Below are 14,810 nucleotides of genomic sequence, written 5' to 3'. Positions count from 1 at the left end.
CCTATCTGCACCACTGCTCCACGGCGAGGGCGATCGCCTTGGTGCAGTCGACGAGGTCGCGCACGGAGACGCGTTCGTTCGGCTGGTGCGCCTGCGCCGGGTCGCCGGGGCCGAAATTGACCGTCGGCGTCTGGCCGAGGCCGCTCGGCAGGCCGATGTCGCTGTGGGCGCCGAAACCGGAGAGGGCGGGAGACAGGTTCGCGCGCGCGACCGCCTGCTGGAAGACGCCGATGAAGGGGCTGTCGGCCGGGATTTCGGCGCAGTCGGCATCAAGGATCCACTCGACCCGGGCGGGGTGCTGCCGCAGGTAGGGGTCCGCCTGGCAGATGTTCAGCACATGCGCCTCGACCTCGCGCTTGACGTGGCCGCCGAGGCCGAATTCGTCCTTCTCGCTCGGCAGGTACTGCACGTCGATGATGATCTCCGCCTTGCCGGCCATTGAGGAGGGGTGCTCTCCGGCCTTCATCTGGGTGACGATGATCTGGTTCGGCAGGTCCATCAGCGGATGGTTCTTTTTTGGATCGAACATCCAGCGGCGGTTGAGGATGTCGATGCCGTCGAGCATCTGCCGGCAGAGCTGCACCGCGTCGACCGGCCCGCTCGAATACCAGGCGTTCGGCGTCAGTTCCGCATGGCCGCCGATGCCGTCGATGATGATCTTCCCCCAGAGGATGCCGTGGCAGAGCGGCGCGATCCTGTTGGCGGTCGGCTCGGTCATGATGCCGGCATCGGCGGTGAAGCCGCGGTCGACCATGGCGAGCGAGCCCATGCCGCCGATCTCCTCGTCGACGACGGTGGTGAAGACGATGTCGCCGGCAAGCGGGATATCGAGTTCCTTGAGGATCTCCACCGCCATCAGCATGCAGGCGACGCCGCCCTTCATGTCGACGGTGCCGCGACCGTGCAGGAAACCGTGCTTCAGCACGGGGACGAAGGGATCGGTCGCCCAGTGTTCCGGCGCGCCGGGGGGGACGACGTCGATATGGCCGGTCAGCATGATCGAGCGGCCGCCGCCGGTCCCTTTCAGCGTGCCGCCGAGATTCGGCCGGCCCTCGAAGGTGCGGCCCTTGTTGGCGCCCGGCCGACCTTTGTATTTTTCATAGAGAGCCGGCCCGTTGGGGTCCCAGAGATCGGTGGAAAAGCCGAGCGCCTCCAGCCGCTTCTGTAAATAGAGCTGGCAGTCGCGCTCGCCGGGGCCGGCTTCCTTCGGGTTCGATTTGACGATCGAGGGGAAGGCGACGAGGTCGCTCAAGGTGGCGACGATGCGCTCGGCCGAGGCTTCGACGCGTTCGGCAATGGTATCCTCGATGGACGGCATGGCTTATCTCCGGTTCTGCGAAAGGCGGTCGGCGATGAGGACGGCGACAAGAAGGGCGCCGACGATGCCCACCTGCCAGACGGTGTTGACGTTGAGTTGCAGCAGGCCCGTCTTCAGCGTGACGAGCAGGACGACGGCGGCGAGCACCCCGCCGATACCGCCGCGGCCGCCGGTGATGGCGATGCCGCCGAGCATGGCCGCCGTCAGCGATTCGAGCTCCAGATTCTGCCCGATGTTCGGCCGGCCGCTGCCGAGCCAGGCGAGCGAGATCAGCCCGGCCATGCCGCCGAGCAGGCCGCTCAGCGTGTAGAGCATCAGCCGGGCGCGATCGACCGGGATGCCGACGAGGCGGGCGGAGCGCTCGTTGAAGCCCATGGCGTAGACCCAGCGGCCCCAGGCGGTCGCCGAGAGGAGGACGGCCGCGATGACGAAGGCGGGAAGGACGAAGGTGAGGAAGGGCAGGGGCACACCGGCGACGATGCCGCGACCCCAGACGAGCAGCCAGGCCGGCACGCCGCTCTGCGCCGCGCCGCCGGTTAAGGCCAGCGCCAGTCCTGAATAGACGAACAGCGTGCCGAGCGTTGCGATCAGCGGCAGGATGGCAAGCCGCGTCACCAGCAGGCCGTTGAAGGCGCCGAGCCCGGCCCCGGCGGCAAGGCAGGCGACGGGGACGAGGAGCGGCGGCAGGCCGGCCTTCGCCATCAGCAGCGAGGCGACCGCCGAGAGCGAGACGATGCCGCCGACGGAGAGGTCGATGCCGGCGCCGCCGGCGAGGATCACCAGCGCCTGGCCGAGCGAGACGAGGGCGAGGATGGTGGAGAATTGCAGCACCGCCGTCATCGTCGAGGCGCTGAACGCCGAAGGCTTCAGCACGAGAAGGCCGAGGATGACGATCACCCAGAGGCCGGAAAGCAGCGTCAGGATCAGGGCCGGGCCCTGAAGGCGTCTCATGCGGATCATGCGCGGGCTCCCTTGAGGACCGGGAGGACCAGGCGGCCGCGCAGCACCTCGATCGAAAGCACGCCGATCAGAAGCGCGCCGGTCACCACCTGCTGCCAGAGCGAGGGCACGCCGACGAGCAGCAGGCCGTTCTGCAGGATGCGCAGCAGCAGCACGCCGAGCACGGTGCCGATCAGGCTGCAGCGCCCGCCGAGGATGCTGGTGCCGCCGAGCACGACGGCGGCGATGGCGTCGAGCGCGAGCGTGCTGCCGATGGTCATTTCGACATTGCGGTAGGTGGCGACGTAGAAGGTGGCGGCGAGGCCTGCGAGCGTGCCGGAGACGATGAAGGTGGCAAAGCGGATTTTCGTCACCGCGATGCCGGAAAGCCGCGCCTTCTCCTCCGAATTGCCGATCGCAAGCAGATGCGGGCCGAAGGGCGTGCGGCGCAGCGCGACGAAGACGGCGAGATAGGCGAGCGCGATCAGGATCGCGGAGAAGGGGACGCCGAGAATCGTCGCCGCCATCAGGCCCGTGAGATCCGTCGGCAGGCCTGAGAGCCACTGACCGCCGAGGAGGACGAAGATCGCGGTGCGGTAGACGCCGAGCAGGCCGAGCGTGCCGACGATCGCCGGTACCCGGCCAAGGACGACGACCGCGGCGGTGACGATGCCGAGGCCGGCGCCGACCAGCGGGCCGATGAGGGCGGTGATAAGCGGCGGGACGCCGGCGCCGAGCGCCCGGCCGACGCCGATCGCGGCGAGCCCCATGACGATGCCGACGGAGACGTCGATGCCGCCCATGGCAAGCAGCAGTGTCATGCCGAGGCCGATCAGCAGCAGTTCGACGCTGTTGCGCAGGATCGTCGCGGCATTGCCGCCGGTGGCGAAGGCGGGCGCGGCGAGCGCGAAGACGAGGATCGCGACGAGACAGGCGGCGAGCAGCGACCACTCCCGTCCGTTCAGCGAAAATCCCGGTTTCAATCCTGGCATGGCGGTCTTTCCTGCGTCAGGCGGCGCGGCGGTGTCATGGATCGGTAGCGATGGCGGGAGAGGAGGATGCCTCGCCCCGCTTTCTCCCCCCGCCGCAGGCGGGAGGAGATGGGCCGCGATGGTTCGGCTCAGAAGTCGAACTGGTCGACATTCTCGGCCGTGAAGATCGCCGGGGGGCCGAGCAGAAGGATGCCGGTGGTCGCGTCATAGGTCGCGGGCGAGGCGAAGCCCTTGATCGTGTTCGAGGCCTCGAACGCCTTGCCGTCGATCAGCTGCTTGCCGGCCCAGACGGTCAGGTAGCCGAGCTGCGCCGGATCCCAGAGCACGGTGAAGCCGAAGGCGCCGCTTTTCAGGTAGGAGCGGGCCGTGTTCGGGCTGCAATAGCCGGCGCCGACGACGCTGCCGATCTTGCCGGCGGTCTCGATCGCCTGGGCGACGCCGGGGCAGGTGGTCGAGGCGACGGCGATGATGCCCTTGAGGTCCGGGTTGGCGGCGATCAGATCGGTCGAGATCTGCGCGGCGCGCTGGGCGGTACCGCCGGCGAATTGCGGCTCCAGGAGCGTCACCTTCGGATATTTTTCCGCGACGCGCTTCTGCATGAAGCCGATCCAGGCATTGAGGTTCGAGGCGGTCGCCTCGCCGGAGACGATGCCGATCTTGGCATCCTCGCCGACCCGCTTGACCATCTCGTCGACGATGGCGAAGCCGAGGCCCTCGTCCGTCGCCTGGGCGACGTAGACCGCGCGGCCGCTGTCGGGCGCGTCGCTGTCGGAGGTGAAGAGCTTGACGCCCTTGGCCTTGGCGGCTTCCACGACCGGGGCGATGGCAGAGGCGTCGAGGACGCTGACGGAGACGGCGCCGACGCCCTGGTCGATCAGGTTCTGCACGATCTGCAGCTGGTCGACCGGGTTCGTGTCGACGGGGCCGGTATAGATGAACTCGACGCCGAGATCTTCGCCGGCCTTCTTGCCGCCGGCCTCCATGGCGTTGAAATAGGGAATGCCGATCAGCTGCGGCACGAAGGCGACCTTCGGCTTCTCCTGCGCAAAGGCGGATGCGGCAAGTGCTAGGGTGAAGGCGGATGCGGCGAGCGCTTTCTTCATCTGGGTGAGCATGGCGGTTGGGACCTCTCTGGAAACGGGACGTGCTTCACTTATGTTTTTTCCAGCGCCCGCACGTCGGGATGGGCGCCGGTTATCAGGGAAACGATCTCCTCCGGGTTCGTCGCGCTCTTCACCCGCTCGGCGACCTTGCGGCCGCGGCGGAAGACGACCATGCGGTCGGCGACCTCGAAGACATCGGCGATGTTGTGGCTGATCAGCACGACGGCGCAGCCGCGCGCCGCAAGCCTGCGTGTCAGCGACAGCACTTTGCGGGTCTCGGCAACAGCCAGCGCCGCCGTCGGCTCGTCCATGATGACGAGCCTTGCATTGAGGTTCAGCGCCCGGCAGATCGCCACTGCCTGGCGCTGGCCGCCCGAGAGGCTTCCGACCGGCGCTTCTGGATCGGAAATATGCGCGTCGAGTTCGGTCAGCAGGGCATCGACGCGATCGCGCATCTCCTTCCGTTTCAGGAAAGGCACGCCGAGCACGGAACGCTTCAGTTCCCGGCCGAGGAAGACGTTTTCGGCGATCGACAGGTTTTCCGAAAGCGCCAGTTCCTGGAAGATCGTGGCGATGCCGGCGGCGGCGGCGTCCTTCGGCGAGGAGAAGGCGACCGGGCGGCCCTCGATCTTCAGCTCGCCCTCCGTTTGAGGATGGGCGCCGGCGAGGATTTTGATGAAGGTCGACTTGCCGGCCCCGTTGTCGCCGAGCAGCGCCAGAACCTCGCCGGAGCGGATGTCGAGGTCGACGCCCGAAAGCGCGGTCAACGCGCCGAACCGTTTGGCGATGCCTTTGGCGACAAGGAAGGGAGCGGACATCGGCGTTTCCTCAAAGCGTGCTGGTGGCCCAGCCGAGCAGGTTTTTCCACAGACGGGCATAGCCCGGCCATTCGACGAAGGGCGTCGGCAGCCAGTGCGGGCCGATGTCGGAGGTCCAGACGGCGGTGCGGCCCTGACCATAGCGGCCGGTGACCAGCAGCGGGTGTCCGCCTTCCTTCGCCGGCAGCCGGGCAAGCACCTCGACATCGGCGCGGTCGCGGACGATGACCTCGTTGGCGCCGAGCAGCAGCGGCCATTCGCCGTCGATGCCGGCGAAGACCGGATGGTCCTCCGGCCCGGTGATCTCGGCGCGAAACCCTTCCGGGATTTCCAGCCGGTCGTCATAGGGCAGGCAGGTGACGGGCAGGGCGTCCTCGACCGCCGTGCCGCGCCAGCGCGCCTTGCCGTCGATGCCCTGGAAGGATAAGTAGCCGCCCATCATGATCAGCCCGCCGCCGGCCTTCGTCCAGTCGCGGAGGAGCTTCAGCCGGTTCGGCACCGGCCTGCCGTGCAGCCAGACGTCGGGATGCAGAAGCAGGGAATTGGCGCCGATGTCGGAAAGGATGATCGCCTTAAACTCCGACAGCCCCTCCAGCGTGAACGGCAGCCTGTCGACGGCCTCGTGGGCCGGCAGGTAGGTCAGTTCGAAGGGGCTGTCCTTCAGCGCCGCGACCAGCGGCTCGGCGCCGAGATGGAAGGTGACGCTGCCGAACTGGTCGAACCCCTTGTAGTGCGTGGCGGAACTCATCCAGCTTTCGCCGACCAGCAGGACCTTGGTTTTCGTCATCGTCTCGTCTCCACGTCTCTCAGGAATGGGCAAGCGCCCTGCCGGCGGGCAGGGACGCCTTCAGTTCGTCGTAGCGGGCGATATGCCCCTGGGCGCCCTCGACCGTCGTCGTCAGGCTGCCGCCGATCGCGGCGCAGCGCGCGGCTTCCTCCAGCGAGGCGCCGTGCAGCCAGAAGCAGAGGAAGATGCCGGCGAAACTGTCGCCGGCGCCGGTGGCGTCGAGGCGGTTCACCGGCAGCGCCGGCACCTCGATCTGCGGGCCGCCCGATCTCGGGAAGACCACTGCGCCGAACTCGCCCAGCGTGACGACGACATCGCCGCGGCCCCTGACCTTCGACAGCCTGTCGCGCACCTGGTCGATCATGGTGGACAGCGGCGTGCGGAAATCGAAGATCTCGCGGATCGCCACGTCGTTGATGAAGGTGAGGTCGATGCGCTTCACCATGTCGAGGAAAATGTCGGGCTTGCGCACCGAGGCGGGCAGGCCGGCGGAATGCAGGCTCACCTTCCACCCGGCCTCGTGAAAACGGTCGATCGCCCCCAGCATGCTCTCGTAGTGAAAGCCCTCGATATGCAGGCAGGCGGGCCGTTCCTGCGGCGTGATGTCGAGATGGGCCGTCAGGTCGACGTCCTCGAGCTCGAACGGCTCGCTGATGATGGTGCGGCTGCCGTTGAGCTCGATGAGGACGATCGCTTGCGACAGCCGGTTGTTCGGCGTGCGGCGGACGGGCAGCGTGTGGACGCCGAGCTTCGACAGCGCGCCGAGCGCCCAGTCGCTTTCGGCATCCTCGCCGACGGCGGTGGCAAGCTCGACGTTCAGCGACAACGGTGCGCCGACGCCGGCGGCTGCCACCGCGAGATTGGCGCCGGGACCGCCGAGCGCCTTTTCGATATGGCGGGCGGTGATGCGGTCGTCGCGATGCGGCAGCACGTTGACGCGGCAGAGAAAATCGACGCTGACGCGGCCGGCGACGAGCAGGCGCGGGACGTTCTCCGCATTGGCCGGCCTCTTCGGCGCCTGGCCGGAGAGCGAGCGGGCAAACGCGCTCGGGCGGTACATCAGGCTGGAGATCGCCCTCTCGATGCGCTCGCGCGTCGTGTCCCGCACGGTCGCTGTGCCGTTGATGTAGTTGGACACGGTGCCGATCGAGACACCGGCGGCCTCGGCGACATCGGCGATGGTGGGACGCTTTCTCTGCACAGCATGGATCCAGTTGAAGCGCTTCAACGCTAGCAATGGATTTTTGCACGTTCAATGGAAAAATATTCTATTATTTACTCTAATCCACTTAAGAATAGAATTTTTAGAACTATTGACGGGAATTTTTTATCAAAATCAGTAGTTTTTTGAAGTTATTTCAATTTTCTAGCAGGCGCCACTGCGCCCGCCGTCTGTGTGGTCGCGCGCTTGACGTTGTCGGCACGGCTTTGGCTCCACGGGCGGTCGCATTGCCGGTCGTGAAGATGGCAAAGCAATAGTGGCACCTCGCGTCGTGCTAGTCCGCCTTCAAGGGTGCGAACGGCGTGACCGAGGCGCAAACCGACGATGCCCTCGGTCACTCCCGCCGGAAGTCGACGCGGGTAAGGGCGACCGGGAAGCCATACTTGGTCACGAGGGCCTTGTTTTCCACGGTCCCGTCCGGATTGAGCCGCATCGTATCAAAAAAGCGGACCTTGCTTGAGGGGTCGGCCGGATCGAGCAGGACGAGATAGGTGAAGCGCGCGACCTTGCCCTCGATGCGCACCACCGTCTCGCCGATCACATCTTCGCGCGTGCCGGTATACCGCCCGGGGCCGGTCTTGATGAAGGTCCAGGTCTTGCGGTCGCGCACGCCGTCGTCGTAGCGGAAATCCTCGCGCAAGAGCAGCCGCGTTCCGTTCCAGCGCCCGAAGAGATCGACGTCGAAGCCGCGTTTGACGCCATTGATGGCACTGAAACTGCCGCGTGCCGTTGTCTTTCCGGAAAAATAGCCTTCGAGCGTGAAATCGGTGGCCTGTGTCGCGGATGCCGCTGACAGAAGCCCGAGTGCTGCGAAGGCGGATATGGCAAAAGCGCGTATCATCAAGGGATCTCCCGGTCCTGTCTTCCCATGCAGTCTACGAGACGGCCGCGGTTCCGGATCGGTTTTTACCGGCGGATACGGGCACGACGGTCCTTGACGGTTTTTTACGGCGTCGCGGTTGACAAAATCCGGCAATCATTCTTTTCTTGTAAAGCGCTTTACTAAACCGCTTTACAAAAGGCGGAGGGCGCGAGGGGATCGGCCGTGGCCAAGGGTATGACACCCAGTTTGAAGGATGTTGCGGCTGCCGCCGGCGTGTCGGTGACGACGGTGTCGCGGCTCGTCAACGGCTCGCTCGACCTGCCCTTCGAGACGAAGAAGCGCATCGAGGACGCGATTGCCGCACTGAACTACCGGCCCAATCCGCATGCGCGCCGCCTCAGCATGGGGCGCAGCGACACGGTCGGGCTCGTGGTGCCGGACATCGCCAATCCCTTCTTCGCCACCCTCGTGGCCGCGGTCGAGGAGATGGCGGACGAGAAGCGGCTCGCCGTTTCGCTGCATGCGACGCTGAACCGGCCGGGCCGCGAGATCGAATATCTGCAACTGATCGACCGCAACCATGTCGACGGGCTGATCTTCGTCACCAACCATGCCGACGACGGCGCGCTCGCCGCCCTGATCAACCGTTCTGGCCGGGTCGTGGTTGTCGACGAGGACGTGCCCGGCGCGGATGCGCCGAAACTCTTCTGCGACAACGACCAGGGCGGCTACCTCGCCGGCCTGCATCTGGCGGAGCACGGCCACGCCCATGTCATCTTCATCGGCGGCGACACGCGGATGATCAGCGCGCTGCGCCGCCATGCCGGCCTCTCGCGCGCGCTTCATGAAGCGCATGGCGAGGCGGCGCGCGTCGATCGCTACAGCGGCGAGTATACGATCGCCTATGGCCGGGAGGCGGCGAAGCGCTTCATCGACGAACGCAGCGGCGCGACGGCGATCTTCGCCTCGTCGGACGAGATCGCCATCGGCCTGATCGAGGTGTTCCGCGATGCGGGCGTTTCCGTTCCCGGCGACGTCTCGGTGGTCGGCTTCGACGATGTCGGGCCGCTGCATCTCTTCTCGCCGCCGCTGACGGCGATCCACCAGCCGGTGCGCGCGATCGGCCGCCGCTCGCTGGAACTGCTGCTGGACACCCATCGGAAGGAGGGCGCTTCGGCGTTCGAGGAACTCCTTCCCGTCGAAATCGTCGTGCGGAACTCGGTTGCGCCGCCGGCGAGGCAACAATCAGGCACCGGCCAGAACCATAAAGCCAAAACCAAAAGAGGATGAGAACATGACCTTCGGACTGACACGCAGAACCCTGATCGCCGCCGCCGGCTTCACTGCGCTCACCGCCTTTGCCACGACGGTCTCCGCCGAGGACAAGACCTTCGCGCTGGTGCAGATCAACCAGCAGGCGCTGTTCTTCAACGACATGAACCGCGGCGCGGAGAAGGCTGCGGCCGATGCCGGCGTCAAGCTGGTGATCTTCAACGCCAACAACGAGGCGACCGCCCAGAACAGCGCCATCGAGACCTATATCCAGGAGAAGGTGGCGGGCATGGCCGTCGTCGCCATCGACGTCAACGGCATCATGCCGGCGGTGACCCAGGCGGCCGACGCCGGCATCCCGGTCGTCGCCATCGACGCCATCCTGCCGGAAGGCCCGCAGAAGGCGCAGATCGGCGTCGACAATGCCAAGGCCGGCGCCGACATCGGCAAATACTTCGTCGACTACGTCAAGGCGAATGCGGACGGCAAGGCGAAGATCGGCATCGTCGGCGCGCTGAATTCCTACATCCAGAACGTCCGCCAGAAGGGTTTTGAGGAGGCGATCGCCGGCAATGACGGCATCACGGTCGCCGGCGTCGTCGACGGCCAGAACATCCAGGACAACGCGCTCGCCGCCGCCGAGAATCTGATCACCGCCAATCCGGACCTGACCGCCATCTACGCCACCGGCGAGCCGGCGCTGGTCGGCGCGGTCGCCGCGGTTGAGAGCCAGGGAAAGCAGGACACGATCAAGGTGTTCGGCTGGGACCTGACGGCGGATGTCATTGCCGGCATCGACAAGGGCTATGTCGCCGCCGTCGTGCAGCAGGATCCGTCGCTGATGGGCGCGGCCGCGGTCGACGCGCTGATCAAGCTCTCCTCCGGCGGCACGGTCGACAAGGTCGTCTCGGTGCCGATCACCATCGTCACGAAGGAGAATGTCGAACCCTACCGGGCCGTGTTCAAATGATCGCTGACGACCGGCAGCCCTTTGCCGCCGGTGCCGGAGGGGAAGTCCCCTCCGGCGTTCGGCCGAACCGCCCCGCGCGCATCGCGCTCAAGGGCATCCGCAAGACCTTTGGATCGCACCAGGCGCTGCGCGGCGTCGACCTCGACATCTTTCCGGGCGAATGCCTCGGCCTCGTCGGCGACAATGCCGCGGGCAAGTCGACGCTGACCAAGGTGATCTCCGGCACCTATATCCCCGATGGCGGCACGATCACGCTGGAAGGCGAGGAGGTTCGCTTCACCGGCCCGGCCGATGCGCGGGCGCGCAACATCGAGATGGTGTTCCAGGATTTGAGCCTCTGCGACCATATCGACGTCGTCGGCAATCTCTTCCTCGGCCGCGAATTGACGAAGGGACCCTTCCTCGACAAGGCGACCATGCTGGCGGAAGCGCGCAAGATGCTCGATGCGCTCGAAATCCGCATCCCCAAACTCACGGCGAAGGTGGAAAAGCTTTCCGGCGGCCAGCGGCAGGCGATCGCCATCGCACGCGCGGCCTCGTTCAAGCCGAAGGTGCTGATCATGGACGAGCCGACATCGGCGCTCGCCGTGGCCGAGGTCGAGGCGGTGCTGGCGCTCATCAACCGCGTCAAGGCGCAAGGCGTTTCCGTCATCCTCATCACCCACCGGCTGCAGGATCTCTTCCGCGTCTGCGACCGCATCGCCGTCATGTACGAAGGCACCAAGGTCGCCGAACGGCAGATCGGCAACACCAGCCTTGAAGACCTCGTCAAGCTGATCGTCGGCGAAGGAGCACGCCATTGACCGCCTATACCGAACGGGCCCAGGGCTCGCCGCTCGCCGATTTCGTCGCCGAGCACGCGCAGGTGCTCTCGATCGCCATCTTCTTCCTGCTCTGCATGGTGCTCTTCACCCTCGGCAGCGACAACTTCCTGACGCTCGGCAACATCCTCAACGTGGTCAGGCAGGCGGCTCCCATCCTGATCGTCGCCATCGCCATGACCTTCGTCATCATCACCGGCGGCATCGATCTTTCGGTCGGCTCGCAGGTGGCGCTGATCAATGCGCTCGCCGCGATCATCATGGCGATGGGCTATCCTTGGCCCTCCGTCGTCGTCGCCATGATCGCCTTCGGCGCGGTGACCGGCCTGGCGCAGGGCTGGTTCGTCGCCTATCAGGGCATTCCCGCCTTCATCGTCACGCTGGCGGGCCTGTCGATCCTGCGCGGCTTCGCGCTCTATCTGACACAAGGGTATTCGATCCCGATCAAGGACGCGCCGGGCTTCTTCGAACTCGGGCGCGGCGTGATCGCCGGCGTGCCGATCCCGGCGCTCATCGCCGTCGTCGTCACCGTTGTCGGCTATGTCGTGCTGGCCGCGACGAAATACGGCCGGCAGGTGATCGCCGTCGGCTCGAACATGGAAGCCGCGCGCCGCGTCGGCATGCCGGCGAAATGGGTGATCACCTCGGTCTACATGGTCGCCGGCATCGCCTGCGCCGTGGCGGGCCTTTTGATCGCCGCGCGGCTCGGTTCGGGCTCGTCCAATGCGGCGGTCGGCTTCGAGCTTCAGGTAATCGCCGCCGTCGTGCTCGGCGGCACGTCGCTGATGGGCGGGCGCGGAACGATGCTCGGCACCGTGCTCGGCACGATGACCATCGCCGTCATCGGCAACGGCCTGATCCTCATGCACATCTCGCCCTTCTTCACCCAGATCGTCACCGGCGCCATCATCCTCGTCGCCATCTGGCTGAACACGCGGATCTTCACCACCAATTTCCGCTTCGGCGCGGCGAAGAGGAGATGACTCATGGTCGATGAACTTTCCGAAGGTCACGTCCGCTCGGGCAAGGTTGTGACGGTCACCGGCGCCGTCGACGTCGCGAGCCTCGGCGTCACGCTGATGCACGAGCACATCCTCAACGACTGCTCCTGCTGGTGGCACGCGCCGAAGACGCCGGAGCGGCAGTATCTGGCGACCAGTTTCGTCTGCATCGAGATCCTCGGCGAGCTGCATCAGGATCCCTTCGTCAACAAGCACAACATCACACTGGACGACGAGCCGCTGGCGATCGAGGAACTGAAGGCCTTTGCCGAACAGGGCGGCCGCACCGTCGTCGAGCCGACCTGCAAGAGCATCGGCCGTGAACCGGCCGCGCTGAAGCGGATCTCCGAGGCCTCCGGGCTCAACATCGTCATGGGCGCCGGCTACTATCTCGGCTCGTCCCATCCGCCGGAACTTTCGGCGATGAGCGTCAAGGACATCGCGGACGACATCGTCTCCGAGGCGCTCGACGGCGTCGGCTCAACGGGCGTCCGGCCGGGGCTGATCGGCGAGATCGGCGTCTCCTCCGATTTCACGGCGGACGAGGAGAAATCTCTGCGCGGCGCGGCGCAGGCGCAGGTGCGCACCGGCCTGCCGCTGATGGTGCACCTGCCCGGCTGGTTCCGCTTCGGCCACCGGGTGCTCGACATCGTCGCGGAGGAGGGCGGGGATCTCCGCCACACCGTGCTCTGCCACATGAACCCGTCGCATGGCGACCTTGCCTACCAGAGCGAACTGGCGGAGCGCGGCGCCTTCCTCGAATACGACATGATCGGCATGGATTTCTTCTATGCCGACCAGCAGGTGCAGTGCCCGAGCGACGAGGAATGCGCCCGCGCCATCGTCAGGCTGGTGGAAATGGGCCATCTCGGCCGCATCCTTCTGTCGCACGACGTCTTCCTGAAGATGATGCTGACCCGGTATGGCGGCAACGGCTACGCCTATATCCTCAAACATTTCCTGCCGCGCCTGAAACGGCACGGCCTCGACGACGAAAGCCTCGTGCGGCTGATGACGGCCAATCCGCGCTCGGTGTTCGAGGCCGCCTGATCCCGCGCTCCCTTTTTGCAAGGACCACGACCATGACCAAGAAAATCCTCCTCGTCGGCGAAAGCTGGGTGAGTTCCGCCACCCACTACAAGGGTTTCGACCAGTTCGGCAGCGTCACCTTCCATCTCGGCGCCGAGCCGCTCGTCGCGGCGTTGAAGGGCAGCGACTTCGAACTGACCTACATGCCCGCCCACGAAGCGGTGGAGAAATTCCCCTTCGACATGGCCGGCCTCGACGCCTATGACGGCATCATCCTCTCCGACATCGGCGCCAATTCGCTGCTGCTGCCGCCGGAGGTCTGGCTGCATTCGCGCACCGTGCCGAACCGGCTGAAGCTGATCAAGGCCTGGGTCGAGAAGGGCGGCGGCCTTCTGATGTGCGGCGGCTATTTCTCCTTCCAGGGCATCGACGGCAAGGCACGCTGGCGCCGCACGCCGGTCGAAGACGTGCTGCCGGTCACCTGCCTGCCCTATGACGACCGGGTGGAGATCCCCGAAGGCCTCGTCGCCGAGATCGTCAAGCCGCAGCATCCGATCCTTGCCGGCATTCCGGCCGGCGACTGGCCGCTGCTCCTCGGCGTCAACGAGGTGGAGCTGCGCGAGGGTGCCGACGTCGTCGCCCGCCTGCCGGAAAGCGAAGGCGGCCATCCGCTGCTGGTCCTCGGCGGCTACGGCGAGGGCCGTACCGCGGTGTGGACCTCCGACATCGGGCCGCACTGGCTGTCCCCCGCCTTCTGTGCCTGGGAGGGCTACGGCATCCTCTGGAAGAACATCCTCGGCTGGATGACCAAGCTCTGAGCCCCGAAGGGCGGGATCCCGATCCCGCCCGCGACCCCTTGAGGACACGCCCATGCAACTGATTTCGGATCGCGAGGCCCATGCCGTTCGCGACATCTTCGGCGTCGACAAGGCGCTGATCGGCATGATCCATTGCCCGGCCTTTCCCGGCGCGCCCCGCTATCGCGGCGCCGACATGAACAGCCTCTACGATCTCTGCATGCGCGACGCTGAGGCGCTGATCGAAGGCGGCCTGCACGGGCTGATCATCGAGAACCACGGCGACATCCCGTTCTCGAAGCCGGAGGACATGGGGCCGGAGACGACCGGCTTCCTCTCCGTCGTCACCGACCGGATCGCGCGCGCGATCGGCGTGCCGCTCGGCATCAACGTGCTCGCCAACGCGCCGATCCCGGCCTTTGCCGTGGCGATGGCGGGCGGCGCGAAATTCATCCGCGTCAACCAGTGGGCCAATGCCTATGTGGCGAACGAAGGCTTCATGGAGGGTCGGGCCGGCGAGGCGCTGCGCTACCGCGCGCTTCTGCGCGCCGAGCACGTCAAGGTCTTTGCCGACAGCCATGTGAAGCATGGCAGCCACGCGATCGTCGCCGACCGCTCCATCGGGGAACTGACGCGCGACCTCGCCTTCTTCGACGCCGACGGCATCATCGCCACCGGCCAGCGCACCGGCAATGCCGCCACGCTCGAGGAGATCGACGAGATCGCGGCCGCCACCCATCTGCCGCTGCTCGTCGGTTCCGGCGTCACGAAGGACAACATCGTCGCGATCCTCGGCCGCACCAACGGTGTCATCGTCGCCTCCTCGCTGAAGGTCGACGGCGTCTGGTGGAACCCGGTCGATCCGGCGCGGGTGCGGGAGTTCCGCGCGGTGGCGGCAGAAGGACTGGGAGGCTGACC

The 14,810-nt window shown here is 66.3% G+C and carries 15 protein-coding genes; 7 read left to right on the top strand and 8 right to left on the bottom strand.

Features of this window, described 5'->3' with window-relative positions; genetic code table 11:
* Position 1 precedes the first annotated feature (1 nt).
* The 8 genes from ACEVQ6_RS11820 to ACEVQ6_RS11785 form a co-directional block, all read right to left on the bottom strand.
* Complete coding sequence (locus tag ACEVQ6_RS11820; protein WP_374889172.1) at positions 2-1,318, bottom strand: M20 family metallopeptidase; 1,317 nt, start codon at positions 1,316-1,318, stop codon at positions 2-4.
* 3 nt (positions 1,319-1,321) lie between these two features.
* Positions 1,322-2,278 carry an ABC transporter permease gene (locus ACEVQ6_RS11815; protein ID WP_374889171.1) on the bottom strand — a complete coding sequence of 319 codons (957 nt, stop codon included), beginning with the start codon at positions 2,276-2,278 and terminating at the stop codon, positions 1,322-1,324.
* Complete coding sequence (locus ACEVQ6_RS11810; RefSeq protein ID WP_374889170.1) at positions 2,275-3,249, bottom strand: ABC transporter permease; 975 nt, start codon at positions 3,247-3,249, stop codon at positions 2,275-2,277. The genes ACEVQ6_RS11815 and ACEVQ6_RS11810 overlap by 4 nt, the downstream gene beginning before the upstream one ends.
* 128 nt (positions 3,250-3,377) lie before the next feature.
* Positions 3,378-4,364 (bottom strand): autoinducer 2 ABC transporter substrate-binding protein, encoded by a 987-nt coding sequence (locus tag ACEVQ6_RS11805; RefSeq protein WP_374889169.1) that lies wholly within the window; start codon positions 4,362-4,364, stop codon positions 3,378-3,380.
* A 38-nt stretch (positions 4,365-4,402) separates the two neighbouring features.
* Complete coding sequence (locus ACEVQ6_RS11800) at positions 4,403-5,170, bottom strand: ATP-binding cassette domain-containing protein (protein WP_374889168.1); 768 nt, start codon at positions 5,168-5,170, stop codon at positions 4,403-4,405.
* A 10-nt stretch (positions 5,171-5,180) separates the two neighbouring features.
* Complete coding sequence (locus ACEVQ6_RS11795) at positions 5,181-5,957, bottom strand: glutamine amidotransferase (protein ID WP_374889167.1); 777 nt, start codon at positions 5,955-5,957, stop codon at positions 5,181-5,183.
* A gap of 19 nt (positions 5,958-5,976) precedes the next feature.
* Entirely contained in the window at positions 5,977-7,158 is a 1,182-nt protein-coding gene (locus ACEVQ6_RS11790) for a carbohydrate kinase family protein (RefSeq protein ID WP_374889166.1), read from the bottom strand.
* Positions 7,159-7,513: 355 nt separating this feature from the next.
* Complete coding sequence (locus ACEVQ6_RS11785; RefSeq protein WP_374889165.1) at positions 7,514-8,155, bottom strand: DUF3833 family protein; 642 nt, start codon at positions 8,153-8,155, stop codon at positions 7,514-7,516.
* A 69-nt stretch (positions 8,156-8,224) separates the two neighbouring features.
* Here ACEVQ6_RS11785 and ACEVQ6_RS11780 point away from each other — a divergent pair, with 69 nt between their 5' ends.
* The 7 genes from ACEVQ6_RS11780 to ACEVQ6_RS11750 are packed head-to-tail and all read left to right on the top strand — an operon-like array spanning position 8,225 to position 14,808.
* Positions 8,225-9,292 (top strand): LacI family DNA-binding transcriptional regulator, encoded by a 1,068-nt coding sequence (locus ACEVQ6_RS11780; protein ID WP_374889164.1) that lies wholly within the window; start codon positions 8,225-8,227, stop codon positions 9,290-9,292.
* A gap of 4 nt (positions 9,293-9,296) precedes the next feature.
* A complete protein-coding gene (locus ACEVQ6_RS11775; protein WP_374889163.1) occupies positions 9,297-10,244 on the top strand; it encodes an ABC transporter substrate-binding protein in 948 nt (315 codons plus the stop codon).
* A complete protein-coding gene (locus ACEVQ6_RS11770) occupies positions 10,241-11,047 on the top strand; it encodes an ATP-binding cassette domain-containing protein (protein WP_374889162.1) in 807 nt (268 codons plus the stop codon). Before ACEVQ6_RS11775 ends, ACEVQ6_RS11770 begins: the two co-directional genes overlap by 4 nt.
* Positions 11,044-12,048, top strand: a complete 1,005-nt coding sequence (locus ACEVQ6_RS11765) for an ABC transporter permease (protein WP_374889161.1) — start codon at positions 11,044-11,046, stop codon at positions 12,046-12,048. Before ACEVQ6_RS11770 ends, ACEVQ6_RS11765 begins: the two co-directional genes overlap by 4 nt.
* 3 nt (positions 12,049-12,051) lie before the next feature.
* Positions 12,052-13,116 (top strand): phosphotriesterase family protein, encoded by a 1,065-nt coding sequence (locus ACEVQ6_RS11760; protein WP_374889160.1) that lies wholly within the window; start codon positions 12,052-12,054, stop codon positions 13,114-13,116.
* Between the two features lie 32 nt (positions 13,117-13,148).
* The gene (locus ACEVQ6_RS11755; protein ID WP_374889159.1) at positions 13,149-13,913 is read left to right on the top strand and encodes a glutamine amidotransferase; all 765 of its coding nucleotides are present in this window, start codon (positions 13,149-13,151) and stop codon (positions 13,911-13,913) included.
* Between the two features lie 52 nt (positions 13,914-13,965).
* The gene (locus ACEVQ6_RS11750) at positions 13,966-14,808 is read left to right on the top strand and encodes a BtpA/SgcQ family protein (RefSeq protein ID WP_374889158.1); all 843 of its coding nucleotides are present in this window, start codon (positions 13,966-13,968) and stop codon (positions 14,806-14,808) included.
* Positions 14,809-14,810: the final 2 nt, after the last annotated feature.

The organism is Ensifer soli (assembly GCF_041928815.1).
Taxonomy (GTDB): domain Bacteria; phylum Pseudomonadota; class Alphaproteobacteria; order Rhizobiales; family Rhizobiaceae; genus JBHFEI01.
This window is presented reverse-complemented; position numbering and strand designations above follow the sequence as displayed.